The organism is candidate division KSB1 bacterium (assembly GCA_034506255.1).
GTDB classification, from domain to species: domain Bacteria; phylum Zhuqueibacterota; class Zhuqueibacteria; order Zhuqueibacterales; family Zhuqueibacteraceae; genus Coneutiohabitans; species Coneutiohabitans thermophilus.
In genome coordinates, this window is record JAPDPX010000001.1 from 861,412 (window position 1) to 887,416 (window position 26,005).

The 26,005-nt window shown below is 59.5% G+C and carries 19 protein-coding genes; 6 read left to right on the forward strand and 13 right to left on the reverse strand.

Going from position 1 to position 26,005, the window contains the following annotated elements; all coding sequences use genetic code 11:
* Positions 1-35 precede the first annotated feature (35 nt).
* The 5 genes from ONB52_03460 to xseB all read right to left on the reverse strand — a co-directional run bounded on the left by ONB52_03460 (position 36) and on the right by xseB (position 8,498).
* Positions 36-3,932 carry a T9SS type A sorting domain-containing protein gene (locus ONB52_03460; protein ID MDZ7415200.1) on the reverse strand — a complete coding sequence of 1,299 codons (3,897 nt, stop codon included), beginning with the start codon at positions 3,930-3,932 and terminating at the stop codon, positions 36-38.
* Positions 3,933-4,036: 104 nt separating this feature from the next.
* A complete protein-coding gene (locus tag ONB52_03465) occupies positions 4,037-6,895 on the reverse strand; it encodes a TonB-dependent receptor (protein MDZ7415201.1) in 2,859 nt (952 codons plus the stop codon).
* Between the two features lie 96 nt (positions 6,896-6,991).
* Positions 6,992-7,297, reverse strand: a complete 306-nt coding sequence (locus ONB52_03470; protein ID MDZ7415202.1) for a hypothetical protein — start codon at positions 7,295-7,297, stop codon at positions 6,992-6,994.
* 89 nt (positions 7,298-7,386) lie between these two features.
* The gene (locus ONB52_03475) at positions 7,387-8,262 is read right to left on the reverse strand and encodes an NAD(+)/NADH kinase (protein MDZ7415203.1); all 876 of its coding nucleotides are present in this window, start codon (positions 8,260-8,262) and stop codon (positions 7,387-7,389) included.
* Between the two features lie 2 nt (positions 8,263-8,264).
* A complete protein-coding gene (gene xseB, locus ONB52_03480; protein MDZ7415204.1) occupies positions 8,265-8,498 on the reverse strand; it encodes an exodeoxyribonuclease VII small subunit in 234 nt (77 codons plus the stop codon).
* Positions 8,499-8,813: 315 nt separating this feature from the next.
* Here xseB and ONB52_03485 point away from each other — a divergent pair, with 315 nt between their 5' ends.
* Together ONB52_03485 and ONB52_03490 are read left to right on the forward strand one after the other, a co-directional pair.
* A complete protein-coding gene (locus ONB52_03485; GenBank protein ID MDZ7415205.1) occupies positions 8,814-10,292 on the forward strand; it encodes a CoA-acylating methylmalonate-semialdehyde dehydrogenase in 1,479 nt (492 codons plus the stop codon).
* Positions 10,293-10,987: 695 nt separating this feature from the next.
* The gene (locus ONB52_03490; GenBank protein ID MDZ7415206.1) at positions 10,988-12,244 is read left to right on the forward strand and encodes a GWxTD domain-containing protein; all 1,257 of its coding nucleotides are present in this window, start codon (positions 10,988-10,990) and stop codon (positions 12,242-12,244) included.
* Positions 12,245-12,598: 354 nt separating this feature from the next.
* Here ONB52_03490 and ONB52_03495 read toward each other — a convergent pair whose 3' ends face one another.
* From ONB52_03495 to ONB52_03505, 3 genes are all read right to left on the reverse strand, one after another.
* Positions 12,599-14,458, reverse strand: a complete 1,860-nt coding sequence (locus ONB52_03495; protein MDZ7415207.1) for a bifunctional homocysteine S-methyltransferase/methylenetetrahydrofolate reductase — start codon at positions 14,456-14,458, stop codon at positions 12,599-12,601.
* A 57-nt stretch (positions 14,459-14,515) separates the two neighbouring features.
* Entirely contained in the window at positions 14,516-16,201 is a 1,686-nt protein-coding gene (locus tag ONB52_03500) for a HEAT repeat domain-containing protein (GenBank protein MDZ7415208.1), read from the reverse strand.
* Positions 16,202-16,462: 261 nt separating this feature from the next.
* Positions 16,463-17,272 (reverse strand): lysoplasmalogenase, encoded by an 810-nt coding sequence (locus ONB52_03505; protein MDZ7415209.1) that lies wholly within the window; start codon positions 17,270-17,272, stop codon positions 16,463-16,465.
* 46 nt (positions 17,273-17,318) lie between these two features.
* Here ONB52_03505 and ONB52_03510 point away from each other — a divergent pair, with 46 nt between their 5' ends.
* Positions 17,319-17,975 (forward strand): YkgJ family cysteine cluster protein, encoded by a 657-nt coding sequence (locus ONB52_03510; protein ID MDZ7415210.1) that lies wholly within the window; start codon positions 17,319-17,321, stop codon positions 17,973-17,975.
* Positions 17,975-18,220: a hypothetical protein gene (locus ONB52_03515; GenBank protein ID MDZ7415211.1), complete on the forward strand. Its 246-nt coding sequence runs from the start codon at positions 17,975-17,977 to the stop codon at positions 18,218-18,220. Before ONB52_03510 ends, ONB52_03515 begins: the two co-directional genes overlap by 1 nt.
* Before the next feature lie 229 nt (positions 18,221-18,449).
* Here the strand turns inward: ONB52_03515 and ONB52_03520 are convergent, their stop codons facing one another.
* Positions 18,450-19,289 carry an HAD-IIA family hydrolase gene (locus ONB52_03520; protein ID MDZ7415212.1) on the reverse strand — a complete coding sequence of 280 codons (840 nt, stop codon included), beginning with the start codon at positions 19,287-19,289 and terminating at the stop codon, positions 18,450-18,452.
* A gap of 588 nt (positions 19,290-19,877) precedes the next feature.
* Here ONB52_03520 and ONB52_03525 point away from each other — a divergent pair.
* Positions 19,878-20,912: a dipeptide epimerase gene (locus tag ONB52_03525; GenBank protein ID MDZ7415213.1), complete on the forward strand. Its 1,035-nt coding sequence runs from the start codon at positions 19,878-19,880 to the stop codon at positions 20,910-20,912.
* On the opposite strand, the gene ONB52_03530 is transcribed toward ONB52_03525, so the two are convergent.
* The 4 genes from ONB52_03530 to ggt form a co-directional block, all read right to left on the reverse strand.
* Positions 20,891-21,481, reverse strand: a complete 591-nt coding sequence (locus tag ONB52_03530; protein MDZ7415214.1) for a Maf family nucleotide pyrophosphatase — start codon at positions 21,479-21,481, stop codon at positions 20,891-20,893. The two genes, ONB52_03525 and ONB52_03530, sit on opposite strands and share 22 nt — an antisense overlap.
* 87 nt (positions 21,482-21,568) lie before the next feature.
* On the reverse strand, positions 21,569-22,144 hold the full coding sequence (locus ONB52_03535) for a macro domain-containing protein (protein MDZ7415215.1): 576 nt from the start codon (positions 22,142-22,144) through the stop codon (positions 21,569-21,571).
* Positions 22,144-22,545, reverse strand: a complete 402-nt coding sequence (locus ONB52_03540) for a hypothetical protein (protein MDZ7415216.1) — start codon at positions 22,543-22,545, stop codon at positions 22,144-22,146. The genes ONB52_03535 and ONB52_03540 overlap by 1 nt, the downstream gene beginning before the upstream one ends.
* A 46-nt stretch (positions 22,546-22,591) precedes the next feature.
* Positions 22,592-24,307, reverse strand: coding sequence for a gamma-glutamyltransferase (gene ggt / locus ONB52_03545; GenBank protein ID MDZ7415217.1), 1,716 nt, complete (start codon positions 24,305-24,307; stop codon positions 22,592-22,594).
* Between the two features lie 298 nt (positions 24,308-24,605).
* Between ggt and pfp the strand changes: the two genes are divergently transcribed.
* A complete protein-coding gene (pfp, locus tag ONB52_03550) occupies positions 24,606-25,943 on the forward strand; it encodes a diphosphate--fructose-6-phosphate 1-phosphotransferase (GenBank protein ID MDZ7415218.1) in 1,338 nt (445 codons plus the stop codon).
* Positions 25,944-26,005 lie beyond the last annotated feature (62 nt).

Consider the following 26,005-nt stretch of genomic DNA (forward strand, 5'->3'; position numbering starts at 1 on the left):
GGGCTCAGTCGGGCGGCGTGAAATGGCCGCCGGCGTTACTTGATGATGGCAAGCTTGCCCTGCTTCTGACCGGCTTCGGAATCCACCACGTAAAAATACACGCCCGGCGCGATGTCGAGGTTCTCGAAGGTTTTGAGATTCCACGTCACGGCACCGTTTTGGATGTTGCCGCCGTTTTGCAGCGTCTGCACCAACTCGCCACGCGCCGTGAAAATGCGAATCGTGGCATTGATCGGAACATTGGTGAAGGTGATGCGCCGCTCGCCGCGCCCGCTGGTCACCCCCTCCGGCAGCGGTGGCTCGTGCACGGAAGCCACGACATAGGGATTCGGCACCACCCGAATCTCGGAGAGCATCTCGCGGGCACGGCGGCGATCCACGCTGGGCAATTCCGGCATGAATGTGAAGCGATCGCCGCGGCGGAATGGTTTGGTGGTGTTGATGAACAGGGTGTCGCCCGCACCAAAGGCGATGGTGGTGTCCTTCGAGGAGGAGAACACCATGTCCCAGGTGAGCGTTGGGGCATTGTCCGCGCCCGGCTCCAGCAATACGACTTCGTCGAAGGTCGAAATGGTGGTGCCGTCATTGTCCCGGTCGAGCACAAGAAAATCGATATAGCGTTTGTCGGTCACATTGTAGACGCGATAGTTGACCGGCAACGGGATGGCACCGAGAAAGTCGGAAGAGGTGTCGACGATGGTGCTGGCAAACTCAAAGCGATAGTTCGCGGCGTTGCGGAACCCCTTGATGGTTTCATTGCCGAGATTGAGTTCCAGGGGCACGAAGCTGAAGAAGAACGGTTGTTTGTCGCGGTTGAAGCGGGAAGTGCCTTCGATTTTGGCAATTGCCCTGGCATTGCGGAAGGACAGCACCAGACCGTCGAAATTGTCGGCATCAGACAGCCGGGGTGCGGTGCTGCTGGCGGGCACCTCACGCTGCGTCGAATCGAGATGGGTGCTGCGAAAGACGGGATAATAGCGATAGCGGATGTTGTACTGCCCGGGCGGCAGCGAACCGCGCCGCGCCCCGCGAATGCGGCCGCGATCCAACAGCACAACATAATCCCCGGGCGGCACGGTGGCGCCGCTGGCATTGCGCACTACCACCGAGCCCGGCACCAGGTGCTGTTTCGACAAATTCACGAACACGGTGTCCTGCGCCAGAAAAGCCTCGCTCACACCCGTGCTGTCCATGACCGAGTAGGAAGTGGTGAACTTTTCCAGCAATTCCTTGTTGTCGCGGTGATCCAGGTTGGGTTCGCCGCGATCGGGCAGGCCGTTGCCCTCGCTGCCATCGGGATCATCGGAGCCCGCCACTCCGTCACTGCCCACGTCATCGGTGAGCGGATTCCAGTTGCCGTTGTTGTCGATGCCGTCGGTGGAAGTGTCGTGAAACTCCAGCACGTAGAGATGGCCGGTGAGGGCTTCGTGATTGAGCACCTGATAGTTGACATCACCGGTCGCGACGGTTTGCAGCGGCACGAGCGGCACACTGTCCTTGGGATGCTGGTAGCCCGCCGCTTTCGTGTGCGGAGTGACAATCACGGTGTTGACATCGGTTTGATACTCGCCGTTGGCCAGGCGGCGGATCACCCGGGTGTTTTCTTTGGGAAAAATGTCCCGGGCCGCATCGCCGCGATCGTACGCCACCACCGCATAGTAGTAGGTGCGGCCATTCTCGACATTTCTGTCGATGAAGGTATGCTGCAGGCCGGTGTCATTGCCGAGATAAAACGACAGCCCGCGCAGGTCCTGATACAGCGAGCCCTGCGCCTGGAAATAGCCGGTGATACCGTTGATCAGGTCGAATTGCGCGATCGGTTTGAGCTGCTCGAGGGTGCCATCGGCGTTGGTGATCAGGCGCGCGTCATTGAACAGCGGATCAGTCGAGCGGTAGATTTTGTAGCCCTCGAAATCCTTCTCGCGCGTCGTGGGGTCCACCGAGTCTTCCGCGTGACGATCCCAGGTGAGCGTCACCTGGCCGTCACCGGCATAGGCCTGCACCACCGGCTTGCGTGGCGCCTGCGGAAATTGATAGTTGCTGTTGTAGATCTTTTGGACGGTGTCACGATTCTTCAGCAAATCATCCAGATCGAGCTGCCGGCCGCCGCCCGCGCCATACACCAGCGCCAGCGAGAAGCTGCGGGTCTGCCCGGCGGGCAGCGGGAAATAACCCGAGCCAAAGATGAAGTCACCGTCTTCGCCCTGAATCGGGCGGTTGTTGACGATTGAAGGCGGCACATCGAAGAAGCCGGGGGTGAGACGCTGCCACAGGCTTTCGTCGTCGCGCATGGAGAAATTGCCGGCGGGCGCGAAATACTCAAAGCTGGTCAGACCAATTTGGTCGGACTCGTCGACATCGGGCTTGTCAATGTTGGGCTCGCCCGGCAAATTGGTGCCGGCGCCGCTGGTGGGCAGGCCATCGCCCTCGCCAATGTCACCGGTGCCGGCCTCGCCATCCAAACCGACATCATTGAACTCCACATCCCAGTCGTTGTCATTGTCAATCTTGTCATCACGCTTCTCATCGAGCATGCGGTCGACGCTGCCGCGACCGGTGAGATAGTCGACGCGGGCGAGTGGATTGAGGCGGTCAAACAGCGTGTTGCCATTTTGATCCACCCGCACCTGGCGATAGTGCAGTTGCGAGTTCTCGTCGATGATGCCATCGAGATCGTTGTCAATGCCGTCATAGGCATTGGGGTTGACGATGGTGCGGAACTGGCCGGGCAGGCGGTAGGTGTTGCCCTCCACCAGTTTGGTCACGCCCGGGCGGACGAAAATGCGTGCGCCCAGGGTGGTGAAGGTGGTATCGTGGTTGGGAACGGTGACGACGGTGCGCTCGAAGCGCCCTTCATTCGAGATCACCACCACCCGCTGGCCGGGCAGGATGCGCACCGAATCGAACTCGCTGGGCTGGAACAGGCCGGCGGTGGCGGGCACGCCGCTGCTGAGATAATCGTCGAAATCGCCGTCGTTGTCGAGACCGTCAAACGGGTTGCCCGGGCTTTCCAAAAAGGCGTAGCCGACCACCCCCACCTCGCCGACCCAGTTGGGGTTGCGGCCCGCGACATTGTCGTCGAAATCCGCGGTGTAGGTGAGATCACGCTCGACATCGAAAAAGGAGAAATCATCGTCATACTCACGGCGGTCCTCCGTGGAGGTCACGCCGACATAGGTTCCCACCAGCGAGCCGAACACCACGCGGTTGTAGTTGGTGGTGCCCTTGTTGGTCACTTCGTAGAGCCAGAAAATGTTGTCCTGCGCCAGCACGTCATTCCACTGCAGCGCGCGCACCCGCACTTCCAGCCCCAGGCCGTTGCGGCCGGGGTTGTTGGCATCGGGTTTAAAACTGACGCCAAAACGATTGTTCGCGGCGAAATTAAACTCTTCATCGGCATTGTCATCCATGACGAAATAGGTTTCCAAATCGGCATTGAACTGATTGCGGCCAAAATAGCCGTTCCAGGCGCCGCGCCAGCCGGGATCAAGTGCATCATCCAGGCGATCCGGCCAGAAACTCGGCCAGGAGTTGGGATTGTTGCTGATCGCCACGTCCTGCTGCGCGGCATTCAAATAACCGGAAACCGGCTCAAAGCCCCAGCGCTTGCCGGTGGGCGATTGCTCCGGCCCGCCAGATGCCGGCCGATCCACCGGGCAGACCACCACCGAGTGAAACACGGTGTCGGCGGTAATGACTTCGACGCCCACCAGGATGCTGACGTCTCCGACATAGCCGTTGTTGGGGTTCAGCCAGGCGCCCCGGTTGCCGCGCGTTGCCGGCTGGCCAATTACACCCCAGTTGCCGAAGACGGTCTTCACCAGATTGCCGTCCATAATGCCCGAGCGGCGAAACTCCGCGCCACTCTGGGCCTGCAGCACAAACGGCAACAACATCACCCAGGCAGCGATGCCCAAAACTCTTTTCATCATGAGATGACTCTCCCTCGGATCGAACACACGCAGGTCTCCTGCCGTCCGGGCCGCAAGGAGGGCTGCCCACCCGCCCCGCCGCCTGCACGGCCATGGACAAAAATTTAAAAAGTGATGGTCGTGCCGATCTCGACGCGGCGCGGCTCGGAGAAAAAGGTCGGATGGGTGAACCACTCGTCGATCGTATTTACCGGCGTGCGGGTGCCCACCGTTCGAATTGCCAGATTGCGGTCCGTGGTGAAATCGGCCTGGCCGGTGTCATCAAAGACATTGACTTCGTTGAGGGTGTCAAACAGGTTGAAGACCCGCGCAAACAGCGAGCAATTCACCCCCGCGAGCCGGAAATCCTTGTACAGCCGCAGATCCACATTGAGGCTTCCCGGTTTGCGCTCGGAGTTGGTCGACAGCGCTGAAATATCCACCACCCGGCGCGGGGTGTAGGGTTGGGCGCTGGCAGCCTGCACGATCAGACCGGCTCCCCAGCTTGAGCCATTGTAGGCCGTGGAAAGGTTGAAGGTGTGGCGCTGGTCCCAATCCACCGGGGTGAGTTGCACTTCCGGCAGCGCGCCGGAGTTCACGGCGTTGCGCGCGGCTTCCGGGTCCGAATTAGAAGCTTTGGCGATCTGGAAGGTGTAATCGGCATTGGCGGAAAAGCCGCCGGCAAAGCGCCGGTTGTAGGAAAGGATGACTCCGCGCACCAGGCCAAAATCGGCGTTGACAAACTTGTTGTAGGTGGCGGCGCCGCCGAACACTTCGATGTTGTCGGCGCGCGTGCTGGTCAGATCGCGAATGTCGCGGAAAAAGGCGGTCACCTCGATCGTGCTGTTATCGGTAATCTCCTGCTTCAAACCAATCTCGTAATTCGTCGTCTGCTCCGGCTCGAGATCCGCATTGCCGATCAAACCCTGGTTGCCGGTGCCACTGCCAATTTTGAAATCACTGTTCTGATACAACCGCTCGAATTTGGGCACCTGAAAGAACTGGCCGAAAGAAAAATGAAACACACCGCCGGCCAGCACCGGAAAGGAAACGCCCAACCGCGGGCTGCCCTTGGTCTTGCGGCTGGCTTTTTTGTACCAGTATTGCCGGCGCTCGGCCACGGTCAGAGCCGGCTCACCCGCATCCTGAACGCCGTTACCGTTGAGATCGCGAAAACGGTTTTCCGGCCGGATGGGATTGTAGATGTTGGGATCGCTGGGATCCGCCAGCACGCGGCCATCCGGGTCAAAATGATCCAGCCGCACGCCGACATTCACGATGAAATTCTGCAGCTCGATCTTGTCCTGCAGGTAGGCGGCGAATTCCACCGGGCGATGCGTGCTGCGGTTGTGATCCGGGGTGCTGAGGTCGGGGATGCGCGTGCGGATGAAGGGCGAATCACGGGCGGGATCGAAATCAGACTGCTCGAGCGCCGGCTGCAGATAAATGTCCTCGAAGAACACGCGGTGGCGGCGATACTCCACCCCGCTTTTGAATTGATGGATGCTGGTCATCTGGCTGGTCAGGTCGAACTTGACCAGGCCGGTGGCAGTGCGGCGGTTGAAATGGCGGTTGCTCACGCCGCCGGTTTTGAAGCTGAACAGGAGTTGATTCAGCAACTGCGGATGGACATAGCGGTGATCATGCGGATCTGCATAGGCATATTCGCGAAATTCCTTCTCCGTGTAGGAGACGGCCAGATCATAGAAGGTGCGGTTGCTGATCGTGTGGGTGAGCTTGAGGATATTGGTGAGCCCGGTGCGGAAGCGGTGGACGTTGCCGTCAGGGTTGAGTATGAAGTCGCGGTCGAAATCCTGATAATCGACATCATCATAAATCGAAGTCAGCGTCAGCTTCATCGTCGGGCGAAAGCGATAGGTCCACTTGCCCTGGCCGTAGATCTTGCGATTCCAGTTCATCGGCACATAGGCGCCATCGCCCAGGCCGGAGGGATCGCGCGAGGGGATGAAAGTGCCGGTGGAATCCAGATAGCCGATGTTTTCCGGTTTATAGATTCGCTGACCGCGCAGCCAGCCGTCGAAATAGATGTAGCGGGCGGCAAGGTTGAAGGAAAGCTTGTCCCCCAGCAGCGGGCCGTAGAGACTGCCTTCGAAATTGCGGATAGCGGTGGGGTTGATGTTTTTAATGTCGCGGAAGAGCGGGGCGGGAGTGTGGGCTTGTGCGGTGTAGGGCGCCGGGAACCTGCCCCAGTCCAGCTTGTCGTGACCGCTGACGTAGTCGCCAAAATAGGTGGTGAGCGCGCCGCCAAATTGCGTGGCACCCTCCTTGGTGGCGATGTTGACGATGCCCGAAAGCGCCTGACCATATTCGGCGTTGAAGGCGCCGCTGATCACCTGCAGCTCCTGCACCAGATCCTTGTTGACATCGACGACGGTGCCGCCGTCATAGGCATCGGTGACCGGCACGCCATCGATCCAGTAGGCCACTTCGCCTTTGCGGCCGCCGCGGATGTGCAGCCCGTCCTTCTCGACCACGCCCGCCTGCAGGCTGATGACTTCACTCACTTCGGTGACCGGCAGGCTCTGAATGTTCTTGTCGCTGACAATGGCGGTGGTGGCGGTCAAGTCTTTTTGAATCAATTCGCGCTGTGCCACCACCTCGACTTCCTCGCCGAGCTGGAGCGTTTCTTCGGCAAGGGTGAAATCGGCACGCGTAGTGAGGTCAATGCTGATGCGCACGTCTTTGAGCGTCATCTCGCCGTAACCAATGAGGGAGGCCTTGACGCTGTAGATGCCGGGCGGCACATTCAGAATGATGTACTCGCCTGCGACATTGGTGGCCGCTCCCAGTGTCGTTCCCAAAATCACCACATTGACACCCGGCAGGCCCTCATTGCTCGCCCGCTCGATGACCCTGCCCGTGAGTTTGCCGGTGGTGCCGGCAACGCTGGCCGTCACCCACACGGCCAGCAGGATCGAAAGACTGCAGACCAGGAAAAACCGGCGTCGTGAACGAGTCTGCATTACCGCCCTCCCGTCCATGAGGATGAACTGTGTTGAAGATGATATTTTAAAGACAAAAAGATGAAGGGGCATGCGCCGCCTGCTCCCGGTCGGGCTTCAGGCAGCAGCACGGGAACTGGCATCTTGTGCCCCGGAATGACCGCAGCAAGGGCTCACAGGAAACGTCAGAAAGCCCGGAACAACCAATGTGGAAGCATGCCCGTTCGCGTGACGGGCAAGATACTGCAGGAGCTGAGGGAAAAATTGCAGCGCCAGAGACGAAAAGCCCGGAAAGCAGTGCTGATCATTCAAAGCCATCATCACAGCGTCTACCCTGCCTTTGTCTGATGCAATGCGAATCAGCGGAAAAGAGGCCACCACCGCCCTTTGGAAGGCCTTCCAAAAATCGGGCAAATAATACATCGGCCCGCTTCTTTTGTCAAGCCCTTTTTTCGCGGCGGGCGGAATGAGTCATTATGCAAAAAGCTGGAATCTCTGCAGCCGCGCAGGCCTCACTTGCGCAAATCCTCCCCCCAGTGAAATTTCGCGCGCAGCTTGTCATAAAAATTCGAAGCGGCCGGCGAGGACTTGCGCACCAGGTTGATGCTGTAATCGGCTTTGCGAATCTCCACACACATGCCCGAGACGATGCGGCGCCCCGGTTGCCCATCCGCCCAGAGATGTGCTTGTGCATCGGCGGTCGCGATTTCGACGGTCACGGTCTTTTCATCGGGGATGACCACCGGCCGGGCATTGAGAGAGTGCGGGCAAATCGGCGTGATCACCATGGCTTTCATTTCCGGTGGCATGATGGGGCCGCCGGCGGCGAGCGAATACGCCGTCGAGCCGGTGGGCGTGGCCACGATCAGCCCGTCGGAGATGTAGGTGTTGAGATACTCGTCGTCGAGCATCACCTTCAGACGCACCAGCCGCATCTGGCCGGCTTTGTCGATGACGAAATCATTCAGGGCATAAAATGTCGTCGTTTCCGGCGCGTTGCGGAGGCGGCCCGCCAACACCATGCGTTTTTGCACCTCATAACGGCCGGCCAATATCGCCTCCAGAGCGCTGTAAAACTCATCCGCTCCAATTTCCACCAGAAAGCCCAGGCCGCCGAACTTGACGCCGAGAATCGGCACGCCCGACCGCCCGACGACATGCGCGGTCGAGAGGATCGTGCCGTCACCGCCCAGTGAAATCACCATGTCGCAGTTGCGATGCAAAGACTGGCGCGCCGCCACCATCACACGCGGCGAAACCGTGCCCAAATGCGCGGCCAGGTCATCGGCAATCACCACTTCGGCCCGCGCGCTCAGCCATTGCAGCCAGCGTGGCGCCACTTCGGCAATGGCAGCGTGTGTCAAATTTCCCAAAACGGCAAAGCGCATGTTTATCCGATTTCGAAATCGTTCATGAGTTCAAGCTGGAAGCCGGCCTCGGTTTTCACCAGTTGCTGCAGTTTCTTTTCGGCTTCCTGCAACTGGCCGGCACACAGACGGTAGAGCCGCACGCCCTCTTCAAAAATCTTGACTGCCTCCTCCAGGGGAATTTGCCCCTGCTCGAGCTGCTGCACAATGGCATCCAGCCGCGCCAAAGCCTCTTCAAAGGAAATCTTCTTGCTCATTCAGCCTCTCCGGCAGTTGCGCTTGACCTGCCTCGAACAAACCGGCTCACAATGGCAAATTTCGGCCAGAGAATCAAGCACAATCTCCACGGGCAACGCGAGAAAAATGGCGTTGCATCTCGAAAGGATTTGTGATATGTTTGCCCGGCTGTGCCGGCGCCTGATGCCGCCCTGCACCCGTGATGCCAGCCCTGTTTGGCGGGCCGCGTCCACCTCGCGCGCTCGTGTCAGGTCTGCGCATGCCCTCCGGCGTGAGCCGTCGCAAAAACCACCCTGTTGCTTCACCTTCAGGTTTTTTTAAGGAGAGAGAGTGCCATGACGACCACTATGCGCCTGCCCAACTACATCGACGGCGCCTGGCGTGCTTCGGCCGCCACCGAACATCTCGAGGTGCGCAATCCCGCAACGGCGGAGCTGCTTTGCCTGGTTCCCCTCTCCCCGGCGCAGGAAGTTGACCAGGCGGCGCAGGCGGCGCAGACGGCACTGGCAGACTGGCGCAATACACCGCCAACCGAACGCATTCAATATCTGTTCAAACTCAAGCAGTTGTTGGAGGAGAATCTCGAGGAGCTCAGCCGCACGATCACCCTGGAATGCGGCAAGACGCTGGAGGAATCCCGTGCCGAGATGCGCCGCACCATCGAAAATGTCGAAGTGGCGTGCGGCATTCCCATGATGATGCAGGGCCAGATGCTGGAAGACATCGCCGCCGGGATCGACGAGATGATGATCCGTCAGCCGGTGGGGGTCTGCGCCGCCATTGCGCCGTTCAATTTTCCCGCGATGATTTGCTTCTGGTTCATGCCTTATGCCCTGGCGTGCGGCAACACGTTCATCATGAAACCCTCGGAAAAAGTGCCGCTGACCCTGCACCGGATTTTCGAGCTGTTGCATCGTCTCGGCCTGCCCAGGGGAGTGGTCAATCTGGTGAATGGCGCCCACGCCGCAGTGGATGCCATTCTCGATCATCCGCTCATTCGTGCCGTGAGTTTCGTCGGCTCGACGCCGGTGGCGCGCTATGTCTACAGCCGGGCGGCCGCCAACGGCAAGCGGGCGCAGTGCCAGGGCGGCGCCAAGAATCCCGTCATCGTGCTGCCCGATGCCGATGTGGAGATGACAACGCGCATCACCGCGGACAGCGCCTTTGGCTGCGCCGGGCAACGCTGTCTGGCTGCTTCCGTGGCGATCACGGTGGGTGATGCCCGGCACACGTTCACGGAAGCCATGGCGGAGGCGGCCCGCGCGCGGGTGGTGGGCTACGGCCTGGAGCCGGGCGTGCAAATGGGGCCGGTCATCTCGGCGCAAAGCCGCACGCGCATCGAAGGCCTGATTGCGAAAGGCGTGGCGCAGGGCGCCCGGGTGTTGATCGATGGCCGGCGGCCGCAGATTTCCGGGTATGAACAGGGCCACTTTGTGCGGCCGACTATTTTGCACGAGGTGCCGCCCGAGAGTGAAATTGCCCGCACCGAAATCTTCGGCCCGGTGCTGAGCCTGATACATGTCGAGACGATCGATGAGGCCATCGCGCTGGTGAACAGCGGCGCGCACGGCAACATGGCCTGCCTGTTTACCAGCAGCGGCGCGGCCGCCCGCAAGTTTCGCCACGAGGCACAGGCCGGCAACATCGGCATCAATTTGGGCGTGGCGGCACCCATGGCCTTCTTTCCTTTCAGTGGCTGGAAGGAGAGTTTCTTCGGCGATTTGCACGCCCAGGGCCGGCATGGCGTGGAGTTTTTCACGCAGACAAAAGTCGTGGTCGAGCGCTGGCCCAGGGAATGGTCGCGCAAATTCTGACTCCCTGCGTGCGCGGTTAGCAAGCCGCGCACTTTCCCCGCCATTCATTTGTTACAACCTGAATTTTGCATGCTGACTTGCTGTTGACCGGAGGAAATGCCTTGTTCACAAAACTCCGTCAGGAGTGAACTGTTTATAGACACATGGGAAGCTTGCGTGTCTTTAATCTCCGTCAGGAGTGGCCTGTCGAATTTCCCATGATCTGGCGCGGTCTTTTCGAGGAGAATTGAACAGGTCACTCCTCACGGAGTTTTGGGAAATGCAAGAAGCAGCCTCACTAAAAACAGTTCATTCCTACCGGAGTTGACGGCACGTTGGCCTGCAAAATTTTTTATGCCCCACCTTTGGGTGGTTGGGCGTCGCGATCGCATCGGCGTTTCTCGCGGAGAGGATCAATCCGGGTGCAACGTGCAAAATTCAGGTACAACCACACCGCGCTCTGCTGTGGCTCCGCAAGCAGGCCCGCCGGCACCTTCCCGCCGCAGGCCGCGCCGGCGGCACCAGTTCAGCCGCATTTGATCCTGCCCGCTGCCGCGATTAAGAAAAAGACATTTCCAACATGCGCTTCGGCAGGGTTTCCGCTTTGAAGGTACAACACGCGGCAGTACATCACCACAAATCACTGCGCTGCACAGCTTCGCTGTCCTCCCCCGCGTTTTACGCGCAAGGACGCTTCTTCCGAAGGAGTCGGATTCATGAGAGCTTGCCTTTCCGCACTGTTTTTGTTGCTTGCCGCCGCCGCCCATGGCCAGGGCTACATCGTCGAACCAACCGTGCAACCGGACTTCACTTTTGAGACCTGCAATCTCGGCTCAAAAGATCCGGCCAAGAGCCGGCTGAGTGCGTGCCTCAGCATCTTTCACTCGGATCTGCAGTTCGTTCCGGTTGCCGGCGGCTACGAAGCCAATCTTCACATCACAGTTCGCCTGCTGACCGGCGCGGGAGAAGTGGCGGCCAGTCAAACCACCTCTGATCGTCTGCATGTCGGCACCCTGGACGAAGCACGCTCGCCGGAGAAATACAGCTTCTACTACCTTGAATTGGAAGCGGCACCGGGGGAATACCAGGTCGACTGCGCGGTGACCGATATGGCCGCCGGTCGCACCTCCTGCCGAACTCTGCACAAAAGGCTGCGGGATTTTTCCAGCCGCGCCTCGGCCCTGGAAATCAGTGAGATCATCGTGGCTGATCAGGTGATCCGGGACAACACAAACACGGTGATCATCCGGCCCGGTCTTTATCGCAATACCATCTCGCCCGGCCACGAAGTGTTTCTGTATTTCGAAATTTTTCGCCATGACACAACGCAACCATTGCTGCTGCGCCAGACGATCTTGAATCGCAGGAAGGAAAAGATTATCGATCAACAACGGCCGCTGGTCAGCAGCCGGCCACGTGTGCAGATTACCCTGCCGGTTTGGACGGACCTCCTGCCCTATGGCAACTATGAGATCGTGCTGGAGGCGAGCAGCGGCAAGCTGCAAAAGACGGCTGCGACCTCCTTGCGTGTGGTGTGGGACGGGATTCCTCAGACCGGCATTCATCTCAGCCAGGCCATCCAGACGGCGCTCTGTCTGACGGAAGGGGAAGCACGCCAGCGCTTGCTCGCGGCACTCACTTCTCCCACCGCAGAACAACACCGGGCCCTGGCCGCCTTTTGGCAGGCGCGCGATCCCTCTCCCGGAACCGTGGTCAATGAAGAAATGAATGCTTTTTATCAGCGCGTTGCGATTGCCAACGAACGCTTCAGCGGAAGCCGCGACGGCTGGCAAACCGATCGCGGCCAAACCCTCCTCAAGCTGGGGGTGCCCGATGAAATCATCCAATACGCGGGTTCCGATGCCGGCCGGCCCTACCAGATATGGCGCTATCACCGCTTGAATCGCACTTTCAAATTTGTCGATGAAGAGGGAATCGGCGAGTTTGAGCTGGCAGGCAGTGCAGAGGATTGAGGCGGCTGCCGCCTCCGCGGTGTGATACACCCCGGCAGGATTGGGCGAATCGACCGGATGGCGGAAGTGCTCCCGCCTGCCGGTGTGTGGCTGCCGTCATTCATCCGCCAGAGCAGATGATGCGCGAGGGGCTTTGTCTCCTTTCTGGCGGGCACCGCGCGACGGTTCAAAAACATTGCCGCCGCACAAAGCGCATTTCAGTTTGCAGTCATTCTGCAGGACTCTCCGGCAGCGGGTCGGCTCTACATGAGCCATCCCGCCGGCGTGGGGGAAGTTGACGGCAGTGCGGCAAAGTGAGCCCGGTCTCTTCACGCCATTGCACAGGACTGCCTTTCGCCCGCCGAGCCTCCCGCCTCACCCCATCACTCTGACGGTTTTGGCGCTCTGCCTGCGGCGCACCAGGGCGCGGCACTTCTCAATCAACTCCAGGCACATTTCATAGCGCACAAAGGGGGTGATGAGATAGATGCCGTTGAAATAATCCAGCACGCTTTCCAAAATTTCCGCGGCGATGGTCACGCCTTCGCGCCGCGCCCGTTCACCTTCGAAACGGAACAGCCGTTTGCGGATCCTTTCCGGCACGCGAATGCCAGGGACTTCATTGTGCAAAAAATCGGCATTGCGGCCGCTGACCAGCGGCATGATACCGACGAAAACCGGGAGGTCGAGGTCACGCAAGGCGGTGTGCAGTTCTTTTGCCATGCGCCAGTCGAAGATGGGCTGGGTCATGACGAAATCTGCGCCTGCTTGAATTTTCTTGTGCAGGCGCCGCACCTGAGTGTCGAGGCGGTCGACATTGGGATTGAAGGCGACCCCGACGACAAAGCGCGTGCCCTGTTTCATGGCGCGGCCGGAGAAGGCGATGCCCTGATTCATGCGTTTGATCATCTCCACCAGGCCGAAGGAGTTGAGGTCGAACACCGAGGTGGCACCGGGCTGATCGCCGAATTTGGCGGGGTCTCCGGTAAGCGCCAGCACGGTGTGCAGGCCGAGTGCATGCAGCCCCATCAACTCCGACTGCAGCCCGATCAGATTGCGGTCGCGGCAGGCCAGGTGAATGATGAGCGGCACGTCGACCTGCTGTTTGATGAGGGCGCCGAGCGCGAGGTTGTTCATGCGCGTGATGCCGAGCGAACTGTCCGCCATGGTGAGCGCGTCGATACCAGCGCGCTTGAGCGCGTGTGCGCCCTGCAAGACGGGTTCGCAATCCAAATCGCGCGGCGGATCGAGCTCGACGATGATGGCCGGGCGGGATTTGACCTTGGCCAAAAATTCCGGTGGCACGATTTGCTGCAGGCTCGGTGGTGACGGGGCGGGTCGTACGGCAATGATTTTCTCCGTCACCGGCGGCAGGCCGCGCAGGCTGTCAGCCATCGCCTTGATGTGTTCCGGCGTGGTGCCGCAGCAGCCACCGATCAGGCGCACGCCCTGTTGTCGCAGTTTGAGTGCGGCCTCGCCAAAATACTCGGGCGTGGAGAGATAGATGTAGCGGCCATCGACGTAAGCGGGCAGGCCGGCGTTGGGAAACGCCGAAAGCACCAGGTCCCCCTCCAGCGGCACCTCGCGCAGGGCTTTCAAAATGCCCGCCGGGCCTTTGGCGCAGTTGATGCCAACCACGGCCGCTCCCAGGGTGCGCAGTCGTTTGAAAATGGCGGTGAGATGCTGCCCGTCGCCGGTGTAGCCTTCTTCATCCGCGACCACCTGCGCAATCACCGGGATCGCGCTCAGCCGGCGTGCTTCCTCCACCGCTATTTCAAGCTCCGACACCACGGTGAACGTTTCGAAGATCAGAGCATCCGGCTCTCCCTCCACCAAAGCGGCAATCTGCTCGGCGAACAAACGGCGAATCTCGACACTTTCCATTTCCTCACTGGCACGGTCGCGCACCGGTCCGATGGAAGCCAGCACGTAGGCCTGCCCGCCGGCGGCCGTGCGCGCCAGCCGCACCGCGGCAAGATTAATTTCCCGCACATGGTTCTCCAGGCCGAAGCGCGCGAGGCGCTTGCGATTGGCGGTGAAGCTGTTGGTCTCCAGTGCCTGTGCACCGGCCTCCACGTAGGCACGATGAATGCCGAGAATGAGCTCGGGCTGGGTGAGATTGAGCTGGTCAAAGCTCTGTGACAACGGGATGCCATGACTGTAGATCATGGTTCCCATCGCACCGTCGGCGACGAGCAGGTCATTCTGCAAATGCTGCAGCAGGGGAATGCGCATGCCGGAATCTTCCTGATGGTCTGAGGTTGGTGCCGCCGGCCGGGCCGGCGCCGGGACTCACAATTGCTCGGAGGTGTTTGTAGGCACAATCTGATTGGCAAAGCCGGGCTGTTTGCGCGCCTGGCCCCACCACTGCTGCCACGCCGAGATGACACGCTCATTGGCCACCACCATGTCATGGTTGAGGGCGGGGAAATGAATCGTGCCCAAGTCCTGTTGCACAAGCCGGGACAATGCCTGCACCAGGCGGCTTTGTGCTTCCGTGGTCGGTTCGTGATTGAGAATGTCGATGAGCGTGGCAACCATGTTGGTGTGGGCGCCGGCGACAATATAGTCCAGCATGAGCTGGACGTCGTCGAGCGTGAGATCGTAGCGGCGCCAGTTGCGCAACCATTCTGCAAAGCGTGGCAGGGTGGCCGGCACCTCCAGCTCGCGCATCACTTCAATCAGCACCCGCACTTGTTCGCCGCTGCGCGGCTCCCGGGCCATCTCGAGCGTGAGCTGCGCCGCCAGACTGTCATTCATTTTCACCAGCGCCAGCAGACCTTCGCGTTGCAGCAAAACATCCGTGCCCGCTTTCTGCCGCAGCAGAGCGACCAGCGCTTTGGTGGCGAGCGGATGAGAGGACTCACTCAGCACGCCGGCGGCCGCGGTGCGCAGATAAGGCTCGCGTTGGTCATCGCCGAGCAGGCGCACGAGAAATTCGATACCCTCTTCGGAACCAATCATCCCCAATGCCCGCACGGCCTGCGGATGGTTTTCACGGTTGATCAGACGGATGAGCGCCGGATTGGCGCGACTGTCCCGCAGCTCCGCCAAACCACGGCACGCGGCATCTTTGACTTTGGGATCCCGCCCCTGCAGGAGTTCGAGCAGCACGGCCAGCGCCTGCGGATCGCCGCTTCGGCCGAGGGCCAGGATCAAAGGTTCATGCGTCTGGGCAGCCGGCCGCCGCACCCGGCGGGCCAGCTCACTGAACTCCACCACGCCGGCAAACGAGGGTTCGATGAGAACGTATTGTGGCGCAACCACGGTTTGGGGCACAAAAGTCGTGGCCTTGGCCTGCGGTGACTCTGCAACGGACACGTTGCGGTAGGTCGCGGCCAGCGAGAAAATCGCGAAATGCTGCCGGTAATCGAAATGCAGTGTCAGCGTGCGATGGCGGAGTGGCGGGAGCGAGCAGGGCTCCGGCAACTGAATTTCCCGGGTGTGGGCGCCGGCCGTCGGCTGCACACTTACTGTGATGGAATCGAGCCCGGCGACGATCTCCAGTTTCTCCTTTTTGTCAGCCAAGGCGACATCGGCCAGCGCCGTGAGGCGCAGACTTTCGAGCTGCACCGTTTCACGAAAGCGCTGATTGCCGAGCTTCCACACCACGGCATATTGATTGGCCGAGGGCTGCTCCTGCGCGAGCAGCTCCCAGTAAAAGGCCGGTTTCTGCCAGGTCGCCAGGGTAAGATAATTGAAGCTGATTGCCGCCCACAGCCCGAGCAGCAACAGCAGGGCGCAAAGTATGCGGTACCAACGGGGATAGAGATAAACCGGGCGGGTGCGGCGATAGGTCCTGGCACGAGCCAGGATGCGATACAACAAAAAGAATCCCATCCCGCTGGCGCCCAGCCAGAACACAATCAGCTTGGCCCAATCCATCATGCGGTTGTAACTCGCATAGACGACGGAGCCGACGATTGCCAGGCCCGCCAGCAACGCCACATTGGAGAGGTAATACGAATTCCTGCTCATTGCACGGTTGGAGGTCAATTCAAAGATAGCGTGGGCAAACGCTGCGACCGTCACATGAGCGGAACACAGCGATGGTTTTCACCGCCAGAGGCAAGGGCACGGCCCGCCCTGCACCGCCGTGCTTTCGCTGATCAAATACACCGGTCCGGGAACTGCGGGGAAGATGCGCCCGCGGGGCACCCGCCGCAGGCAGTTGGCGGATGAGCGACAGGCGGCTCGCACGCACATGCCGGCGCAAGATAGAAAATAATCGGTCCGAATTCAAGAGGGTGCTTGCCGGCTTGCTGCTGGCGGGCGATAAAGCAGGCCACTCCGTTGGATCAAAAGCTGCGCCAGCATGTAGGTTGACCAAATGAGCTGACCGGCCCAAAATGGGCGCTCGCGCAAGAGGTAGTATCCGAGCAATGCATCAGACAGGAGAAAGAGCACACCCCCGAGCGCCACACTGCCTCCGGATCTGCCCCATGCCCACGCCACCCACAACGAACCCGCCACCATTGCGGCCAGCACGAAACTGTAGGCCAGCGAGGCGCCAATGACCAGGCGCGGTGCGTCTGCTGGAATCACGCATGACCAAACCCCGATCGCCAGCAGCGGCACCGCGGCAAGGGTGAGGCCCCGAAGCCGAGTGCTGCCCTGCAGCGGCGCACGGCTGAGCAACATAAACGCGGCGAGATAACACCCATGCGCCGCGGCGAACGGCGGGATGGAAAGCAGGGTCTGCGGTTGCAGCAGCGCGGTGAGATCGATCACGCCGGCATTGATCACGTCACCAACAAATGACAACAGCGCACCGCAGACCAGCAGACTCGCAACCCGCTGCCATTCCGCACGTGACAGTCGCGGAGAGAAAACGGCAGCATGTCCGATCTCATGCCTGATCGCAAAGCCCAACGCGATCAACCAGAGCATCTGCAGAAGATGAAACAGCCGGTGGATGACCATCGCTGCCGGCGGCAGAAAGAGGGCGGGCAATTCACCAGCCGTGAGCAGAACCAGGATCAGCAGCGTCAGGCGTGCGCTCCAGTTCGGATCGCCCGGCCTGGGGAGAAAAATCGAAATGGCACTCATGCACGATCCTCCCGGCGTTGGTGCAGGGGGATGATCATTCCGCTTTATGAAAGCCGCAAACTGGGACTTGAGGTTTATCCGCGCTTGCATTATGTTCACGCCTCGCACAGAGGCGCTGTTCATCTGCAAGCAACGAATGTTCTCACTCTGCCAGGTACCGAAGCCAATGCATTCCGTCCCTTCCCCAGTGATTCAACTCACGCCGGCGCGGCTGACCGCACCAGATGACGGGGCCCGAAACTGGGCACTGTGCTCGGGCTGCACACAATGCTGCGAGTACATCAGCCTTGAAATCGACCCGCCCACCACGCTCAAGGATGTGGATCACATTGTCTGGTACCTCATTCACCGAAATGTCTGGGTTTGGGTGGATGAGGACAACAAGTGGTATGTCCAATTCAACACTCCCTGCGAAAAGCTGCAGCCGGATGGCCGCTGCGGCTGGTATCCCGAGCGTCCCAAAATCTGCCAGGACTATCAGCAGTCAGAGTGCCCGCGCTATGTACCGGCGGCGGCCGAGAAATTCCTCTTCAAGCAGGCTGATGATTTCCTGAACTGGCTGGCGAATCATCGCAGCCGGGCGCGCCGCGAGTTGCAGCGCCGTTATCTCGCCAGGCGCGCACAGCGCTGGCGCAGAACGAATGGCAAATCCACGGTTGCATTTGATGCAGCCTTTACCACCAGATCAGAAAGGAGCAGGTGATGCCTCCCGAACCCCGCAAGCGCGATCCCCAGGCGCCGGCCAGTTTGATTATTGAAGTGCGGAGCAGCGATGGCCGCGTCTGGGGCGTGCTCACCGCCACGGTCAAGCATTTCTCCTCGGGATCGATCGGCTATTACGCCAACGGCAAGGTGGAGAATCCCGATTCGCACGAGCGCTACCAGGTCGGCGCCAATCTCACACTCATTGGCAGCAAACCTGAAAACAAGCAGCACGTGTTCGGTTGAAAGCATAGCCGCTCGCGCAGTTTCCTTTTTGGAACAAAAACCGGAGTGATCCTCCGGCCGCGCATCCGGTGCTGAACTTTTTCCAGATCCACATGCGCCAGATCGTCTGCGACCGAACCACGAGATGCCCAAGCGCTGGCCTATGAACCCGGATCAATCCAGCCAAAGGCCTGGACTGAGTCGAAGCCGGGGTATTGGGGTGCCAGGTTGCCAGCTCGTCACAACCGTGTTATATATGAAGGAGTTCGCGTTGTGCGTGCTCCAGTAACGGAATCAAGTCCATGCAAGTGGGGAGCATTAAATCCGGCCGGGGCGAGGCGCACAAGGCTTGCTCTTTTGTGGTCACGCCGGTGAGAACCAAAATGGTGAAAATGCCGTTTCTGGCGCCCGCGGCAATGTCGGTCTCGAGACGATCACCCACCATTGCCAATGCCGGAGCCGAAATCCTGAAACGCTGCTGGATGCTGCGATAAAGATGGGGCTCCGGCTTGCCGATGATCGTGGGCGTCACGCCGGTTGCCGCGGTGAGGGCGGCGGTGAGCGCACCGCAATCGGGTTGCAGATCCCGGCCCGGCTGCGGGCAATTCAGATCGGGATGCGTGGCAATGAATTTCACCCCGCGGCGCAGATGGCGGCAGGCAATGTCGAATTTCTCCCACGTGAAGGTTTTGTCGAAGCCCAAAACCACACAGGTCGGCGCCGTCGCATTCGTCTCGAAGCCCGCCTCCTGAAACTGTTGATGCAGACTTTCGGTGCCGAGGAGAAAAATGGGTTGCGGGCCTCCCCGGGCCAGCAAATACTCGATGGTGGCACGGCCGGAAGTGTAGATGTCGTCCACCGACGTTGCAATTCCCATCCTGCTCAATTTCAACCAATAATCGCGCGGGCTGGCAGCCGAGTTGTTGGTGACAAATACCCAGGATTTGCGCAGTTGGCGCAGGCTTTTCAGGAAGCGGATGGTAAAGGGGAAAGCTTCGTTGCCCAAATACAAAGTGCCGTCCAAGTCCAGGGCGAATACCTGCACCCCAGCCAGACGCATGATGGTTGTCGGGGAGAGCTCCTCAAGCATTTGTGGCTCTATGGTGATTGTTGAGGGTAATGAATCGCAAGACCTTGACCGCGGGTGTTGTAAAAGAACGTTTCACCCCAAAAGCGTTGGCCTTGCCATCGTATGCCGTAGAAGTGCCCCAGCGCAGGCGTCCCATCCCCAGGTAGAGAGAAGGTCTGCGCGACATTTTCATCATTCGGATGGCGTGTGAGCGACATTGGCAAGTGTCCAAAAACCGTTTCCTGGCCACGGAGACTCTGGATAGACAGTTTTTCACAGATCACCGCAGATAAAAATCAGGGTGGCTCTGCGTCGATCAGCGTCCGGGAAATTGGGTGGCAGCCGCATGCCGCGCTACGATCCACCCACATATAAATCAACATAGAACCTCAATACCCGATATCATCTTGAGCATGAGTTCACTGCAGGCGGTGATATAAAAAAGCTGCCCGGAAAAAGTTCCGCTCTCGGCTGGGCCGAGGTCTTCCAAACGCCGGTGTTGTGAAAACCCCGGGGAAATCTCCTGCACCCGCCAAGCCATTGCAGAAGCATTTTCTCAAAAGTACGCCATTTCGGACAGACACCAAACAGCCAAGGGAGAACAGCATCATGTTGCTGGAATCAACGACCCATCGCCTGGAGCTCAAACATACCTGGACCATTGCACGCGGCTCAGCCGATTACAAGGAATACAACTTTGTGACATTGTCGGCGGAGGGCATCATCGGCCGGGGTGAGGCTGCCCATAACGTGCGGTATGGTGAATCGCTCGAAAGCATTCGCGAATTTTTACTTGAAGCGAGACATTTGTTTGAAAATTCAATCCCTTGTGAATTTTATGACTTGGGAAAGCAAATTATGGCCCTCGCTGAGGGGCAAAACGCCGCCAAAGCCGCACTTGATATGGCACTGCTGGACTGGGTGACTCAAAAGCTCCAAATCCCAGTTCATGCGCTTTGGGGGTTGAATCCGCTTCTTACACCAACCACCAGCTATTCGATCGGAATCGACAGCCCACAAGCTGTATATGAAAAAATCCGCGAGGCAGAATCCTATCCAATTCTCAAAATCAAACTGGGCGGCAGGCAAGATGAGGAAATCATGCGGGCGGTGCGCGAGGCGACCGACCGCACGGTGCGTGTGGATGCCAATGAGGGCTGGCGCGATCGGCAGCTCGCCCTCGAAAAAATACAATGGCTCGCCGGCTTGAACGTCCAATTCGTCGAGCAACCAATGCCTGCTGACCATCTCGAGGAAGTGGCGTGGCTGCGCGACCGCTCGCCATTGCCGCTGATTGCCGATGAGGACGTGAAGACAGCGGGCGACATTCCCGCGCTGGCGCGTGCCTATCACGGCATCAATATCAAAATCATGAAGTCGGGAGGATTGCAGGAGGCCTTGCGCATGATCCACGTGGCACGCGCCCTGGGGCTGAAAATCATGCTGGGCTGCATGATCGAAAGCTCACTTGGCATCACCGCGGCAGCCCATCTTTCACCGCTGGTGGATTGGGCGGATTTGGACGGAAATCTCCTGATCAAGAACGATCCCTACCGGGGTGTCAGAGTCGAACACGGTCGAATAATCTTGCCGCACACGCCGGGTCTGGGAGTCGAAAAAAATCAAGATGCAAAAATCGGATAGTTCCATTTGCGCAGGGCCGTCGTCAGGGCGATGATGGGCAGGCCGATGATGGCAGTCCAATCTTCACAATCCAGACGTTCGAACAACAGCAGACCCGGGCCTTCGGTTTTGACGGAGCCGGCGCAATCGCTTGGGTTGTCCAAAGCGACGTAGGTGCGCAATTCCTCGTCACTGAGGTCGGCGCGCAACCGGCCGGTGCCTTTGATGAGAAATTCCTGGGAGAGTCCGGCGGTGGTGTGGTGGAGAAAAAGGCCCATGTAGAATTCGTGCGTCTTGCCCCGCAGGCTTTGCAGCTCGCGCCATGCCCGTTCCGGACTCCCGGCTTTCGTCAACACGCGGCCCTCGAACCACACGACTTGATCGGATCCGATGAGTATGGCGTGCGGGTGATCACTGGCGACGCTCAGGGCCTTGCCGCGCGCCAGCGCCAACGCCAGTTCCCCTGGATTGCGGTGGTGCACATGCTCTTCGGTGAAGCGCGGCGCGACCGCGCGAAAGCGGAAGCCCATTTTCGCCATGAGTTCCCGGCGATAGGGCGAGGTGGAAACCAGGATCAGATCGGGTATCATTATCTTCTGGAAAAGAAACCGGCAGGCGGCCTGTCGGAAGAATGTGCCGGTCGGGCTGCCTGGCAAAAAAACAGGGCCACAATGCCCTCACGTCGCCGAAGAGGACGGCGAATCGTTCAATTGATCGGATGAAGCACTATACTGCAACTGCCGCAAGGTCGTTTCAAACACCCGGTATGCCTGCTCCCCCCACAAACAGAAAACCACCTGCTGCAAGCCAGTCTCTCCCCCGACATACGCCAGTGTCGTTGCAAGCATGATCTGCGCACACCGTTCGAGCGGATAGCCGAAGATACCGGTCGAGATCGCCGGGAAGGCGATGCTCTTCAGGTGATGCTGGTCGGCGAGGGTGAGGGCATGGCGTGTGGCCTCCCGCAATTTGCGGTCCTCCTCCCCTTCCCCCATGCGCGGCCCCACCGCATGGATGACGTAGCGCGCCGGCAGGTTGCCGCCGCTGGTGATGACCGCGGTGCCCACCGGAGTGCCGCCGAGACGATCACACTCCTGCTGGATGCACGGCCCGCCTTTGCGCCGAATGGCACCAGCCACACCCCCGCCAAGCTGCAGAGCAGAGTTGGCGGCATTGACAATGGCGTCGACTTTCATCTCGGTGAGATCCCCCTCGCGCAATTGCACGGTGGTGTGTTTGATGCGAATTTCCATCATTGAAAATCCATCAGCATGCTGTCAAACAGATAGCGCAGACTGCCCCATTGCGAGTAGTACATGAAAAAGGCCAGCGCAATCGCCACCGCGATGGAGAGCAAACGCTGCACCTTGAATTGCGCCTCGACGTGGAAGAAACTCATAATTGCCAGCGTGAGGCCGCCCAGGGAAATGACACCCGGGAAGAAATCGCTCAGAAAAATCAAGCCGAAAAGCACACCAAACAACACCCCCCCCATCAGCTCGCCAATCAGGCGCCGCAGACCGGGCCAGATGCTCACATTTTTGCTCAGGCTGCCGATCCAAATCCCGAGTAAAATGATCAGCAGGAACAGGGAAAGGTTGAATCCCGGGTCGAAACTTCGGGTGCGCAGCCAGTCGACCAGTTTGTCCAACATGAATACCGTCCGTGCTTGAGTTCAAGCGCAGGGCCACGTGCCGGTCTCAATATCCGACAGCCGCACCGTCACTGGCACGCGGATCCGCCGCCCCCAGACGCAGGCCGGTCACTGGATCAAGCAGAATCCCCATCGCGCTGCCCTGACTGCGTGACGATCGTGACACGGAAATGCGGTGTCCGTAACTTTCCAACAGCCGCTGGGTGTCGTTCGAGATGCCGAATTTCTCGACGCGCAGCACATTGGGCAGCCATTGATGATGCACACGCGGCGCCGCAATTGCCTCGCTGATGTCCATCTCGAAATCAATCACGTTGCTCACCACTTGCACAACGGTGTTGATGATGGTTCGGCCGCCCGGCGAGCCGATCAAAAGAAAGGGTTTGCCGTTGCGTGCGATGATGGTGGGCGTCATGGAAGACAGCATGCGCTTGCCGGGTGCAATCACATTCGGCGGCGTGCCAATCAAGCCGGTGCTGTCAGTGCGGCCGGGCTGCGGGTTGAAATCCCCCATCTCGTTGTTCAGCAGGAAACCCATTCCCTCGGCCACGATTTTCGAGCCGTAACTGTCCTCCAGCGTGTAGGTGACCACCACGGCGTTGCCCGCGGCGTCGACGACAGAATAGTGCGTGGTCTCCGATGATTCGTGGGCCTCATTGAACTTTTCGGGATCGCTGGGCGAAGCCCGGGTCAGGCTGATTTGCCGGCGCAAGTCGGCAGCATACTCCTTCGAGATCAGTTTCGCCACCGGCATGTCGGGATTAAAATCAGGATCGCCAAGATGGCGGGCGCGATCGGCAAAGGCGCGGCGCATCACCTCCGCCAGCAAATGAAGATGCTGCGCCGAGCCGAAACCCGCCGCGCGCAAATCGAAACCCTCGAGTATGTTCAACATCTCCACCAGCGCAATGCCACCCGAGCTGGGCGGGCACATGGAATAGATGTCATACCCGCGATAGGTGCCGTGAATCGGCTGGCGTTCCTTCGCCTCATAAGCAGCCAAATCCTGTTCGGTGATCAAACCCCCGTGTTTGCGCATGGCGGCGGCAATCAGCCGTGCGGTTTCGCCCCGGTAAAATTCCGCGCGGCCGCCGGCTTGAATGCGGCGCAAAGTTCTGGCCAAATCCGGTTGTTTCCAAAGTTCGCCGGGTTGATACACCTCCCTGCCGTTTTTCAAGAACACTTTTGCACTGGCAGGATACTTGAGAAACTCTTCCTTGAGATAGCGGAAATCCTCATGCAACCCCCAACTCACCGGGAAACCCTGTTCTGCCAGCTTGATGGCAGGCGCGATCAGCTCTTTCATCGCCTTGCGGCCGAAGCGCTCATGTGCCAGAAAAAATCCTGCCACCGTGCCGGGCACCCCAATGGCGAGGTAGCCTTCATGATTGATCGGTTCGTCGTAAACGCCCGCGGCATTCAAATACATTTTCGCGTGGGCGGCGGCCGGCGCCTTTTCCCGGAAATCAAAGGCGCTGATCCGGCCGTCGGCCATGTGAACAATCATGAAGCCGCCGCCACCAAGATTGCCGGCTGAGGGCAGAGTCACGGCCAGGGCAAATCCCGTGGCAATCGCCGCATCCACGGCATTGCCGCCGTTTTGGAGAATTTGAACGCCGACCTCCGAGGCGAGGCGGTGTGAGGATACCACCATGCCGTGTCTGGCTTTGACGGGTGGCTGTGACGCGCCGGCCAGCAGGAGAAACGGCAGGCCGGCAAACCAAGCCGCGATCATGAGTGTTGTGTGACGGGCGTTGATCATCAGGCTCGACTCCCTCACTGGTTTACCTGGTTCCATCATCTGGGCGGAGCAGGGCCGCGGCCGGCCGCTGCCTGCCGCGGCTGTTCGGGCTTTGGCCTTTTGCCGTGCCGGTGTGTGGGGTGACTGGTACAGTCACGGAAATAAACGCGCAAAGCGTGTGCAAAATAATTTTTTTTGGCCGTGTATGCAAGGTGATTTTTGATTGCTTCTCAGGAATTTGTCACTATATTCCACGGCATTGCCTGAAAATCGCTACCAACCACTGCTGTTTGAATTTGTACAACGGGAGTTCTTCAACATGAGCACACATCACAAGAAAATGGCCATTCTGGTGGGCGGTGGCCCCGCACCCGGCATCAACAGCGTCATCGGGGCGGCAACGATCCGTGGCATCTTGAGCGGTGCCGAAGTCATCGGCATCATGGATGGTTTCAAATGGATCATGGAGGGCCAGATCGACAAGATCAAAGAGCTCACCATCGAGCGCGTCAGCCGCATTCACTTCCGTGGCGGCTCGTATATTGGCATCTCGCGCGCCAACCCGACGAAGAATGCCAAACACCTGGAGAACACGGTCACGTCCCTGCTGCGCATGAACGTGGACCGCCTGATTACGATCGGCGGTGATGACACCGCCTTCTCAGCAATGAAACTGGAGGAGCTGGCCAACGGCCGCATTCACGTCGTGCATGTGCCGAAGACGATCGACAACGACCTGGATTTGCCGCTCGGCATCAACACCTTCGGCTTCCAGACGGCCCGCCATCTCGGCTGTGACATCGTCAAGAATTTGATGGTCGATGGCCGCACCACCTCGCGCTGGTACTTTGTCGTCACCATGGGCCGCAAGGCCGGCCATCTGGCACTCGGCATCGGCAAAGCCGCCGGCGCAACCCTCACGCTGATACCGGAGGAATTTCGCGACCAAAAGCTCAAGCTTTCCGTGTTGGTTGACATTCTGGTGGGCGCGATCATCAAGCGCTTGAGCTACGGCCGGCCTGATGGTGTTGCCATCATTGCAGAGGGGCTGGTGGAAATCCTCGACCCGCAGGATCTGCAGGCGCTGCTCACCATTGAGCGTGACGCACACGACAACATCCGGCTGGCGGAGGTCAACTTCGGCGAGATCCTCAAGTACGAGGTGCAGGCGCGGCTGAAGCAGTTCGGCCTCAAGACCACGATCGTCGCGAAGAACATCGGTTACGAACTGCGCTGTGCCGACCCCATCCCCTTCGACATGGAGTACACCCGCGATCTGGGTTATTGCGCTGCACGCTATATTCTCGAGGGGGGCAATGCGGCGATGGTTTCCATCCAGAACGGCCGCTTCGTGCCGATCCCCTTCCATCAGATCATCGACCCCAAGACCGGCCGCGCGCGTGTACGCATGGTCGATATGAGCGCGGAATATTATCACATCGCCCGGCGCTACATGATCCGGCTCTCAGCCGAGGATTTCGAGGATCCGCACGAGCTGGCCAAGTATGCCGCCACCGCCGGCATTTCCCTGGACGAGTTCCGCCGCCAATTTCAATACCTGGTGGAATTGGAGCGGTCGAATGGCGCTGAGCTGCCGCTGACCGTGGCGAAACAACAAAATGGCGAAGCCCTCGCCACTTCGATTTCGGCAGAATAAAATTCCCACTCGCAATGCGGGTTCGCCATTGCTGCGTTGTGCGCGCAGCAATGGCGTTTTTC

Excerpts from the sequence above, each read along its gene's own strand:
- ONB52_03465 (MDZ7415201.1), bottom strand. The coding sequence starts at position 6,895 with ATGCAGACTCGTTCACGACGCCGGTTTTTCCTGGTCTGCAGTCTTTCG.
- ONB52_03520 (MDZ7415212.1), bottom strand. The coding sequence starts at position 19,289 with ATGCTTGAGGAGCTCTCCCCGACAACCATCATGCGTCTGGCTGGGGTG.
- ONB52_03485 (MDZ7415205.1), top strand. The coding sequence starts at position 8,814 with ATGACGACCACTATGCGCCTGCCCAACTACATCGACGGCGCCTGGCGT.
- ONB52_03515 (MDZ7415211.1), top strand. The coding sequence starts at position 17,975 with ATGCCTCCCGAACCCCGCAAGCGCGATCCCCAGGCGCCGGCCAGTTTG.
- ONB52_03510 (MDZ7415210.1), top strand. The coding sequence starts at position 17,319 with ATGAAAGCCGCAAACTGGGACTTGAGGTTTATCCGCGCTTGCATTATG.
- ONB52_03495 (MDZ7415207.1), bottom strand. The coding sequence starts at position 14,458 with ATGCGCATTCCCCTGCTGCAGCATTTGCAGAATGACCTGCTCGTCGCC.
- ONB52_03525 (MDZ7415213.1), top strand. The coding sequence starts at position 19,878 with ATGTTGCTGGAATCAACGACCCATCGCCTGGAGCTCAAACATACCTGG.
- ONB52_03505 (MDZ7415209.1), bottom strand. The coding sequence starts at position 17,272 with ATGAGTGCCATTTCGATTTTTCTCCCCAGGCCGGGCGATCCGAACTGG.
- ONB52_03475 (MDZ7415203.1), bottom strand. The coding sequence starts at position 8,262 with ATGCGCTTTGCCGTTTTGGGAAATTTGACACACGCTGCCATTGCCGAA.
- ONB52_03460 (MDZ7415200.1), bottom strand. The coding sequence starts at position 3,932 with ATGATGAAAAGAGTTTTGGGCATCGCTGCCTGGGTGATGTTGTTGCCG.
- ggt (MDZ7415217.1), bottom strand. The coding sequence starts at position 24,307 with ATGATCAACGCCCGTCACACAACACTCATGATCGCGGCTTGGTTTGCC.
- ONB52_03490 (MDZ7415206.1), top strand. The coding sequence starts at position 10,988 with ATGAGAGCTTGCCTTTCCGCACTGTTTTTGTTGCTTGCCGCCGCCGCC.
- pfp (MDZ7415218.1), top strand. The coding sequence starts at position 24,606 with ATGAGCACACATCACAAGAAAATGGCCATTCTGGTGGGCGGTGGCCCC.
- xseB (MDZ7415204.1), bottom strand. The coding sequence starts at position 8,498 with ATGAGCAAGAAGATTTCCTTTGAAGAGGCTTTGGCGCGGCTGGATGCC.
- ONB52_03500 (MDZ7415208.1), bottom strand. The coding sequence starts at position 16,201 with ATGAGCAGGAATTCGTATTACCTCTCCAATGTGGCGTTGCTGGCGGGC.
- ONB52_03535 (MDZ7415215.1), bottom strand. The coding sequence starts at position 22,144 with ATGGAAATTCGCATCAAACACACCACCGTGCAATTGCGCGAGGGGGAT.
- ONB52_03470 (MDZ7415202.1), bottom strand. The coding sequence starts at position 7,297 with ATGTATTATTTGCCCGATTTTTGGAAGGCCTTCCAAAGGGCGGTGGTG.
- ONB52_03540 (MDZ7415216.1), bottom strand. The coding sequence starts at position 22,545 with ATGTTGGACAAACTGGTCGACTGGCTGCGCACCCGAAGTTTCGACCCG.
- ONB52_03530 (MDZ7415214.1), bottom strand. The coding sequence starts at position 21,481 with ATGATACCCGATCTGATCCTGGTTTCCACCTCGCCCTATCGCCGGGAA.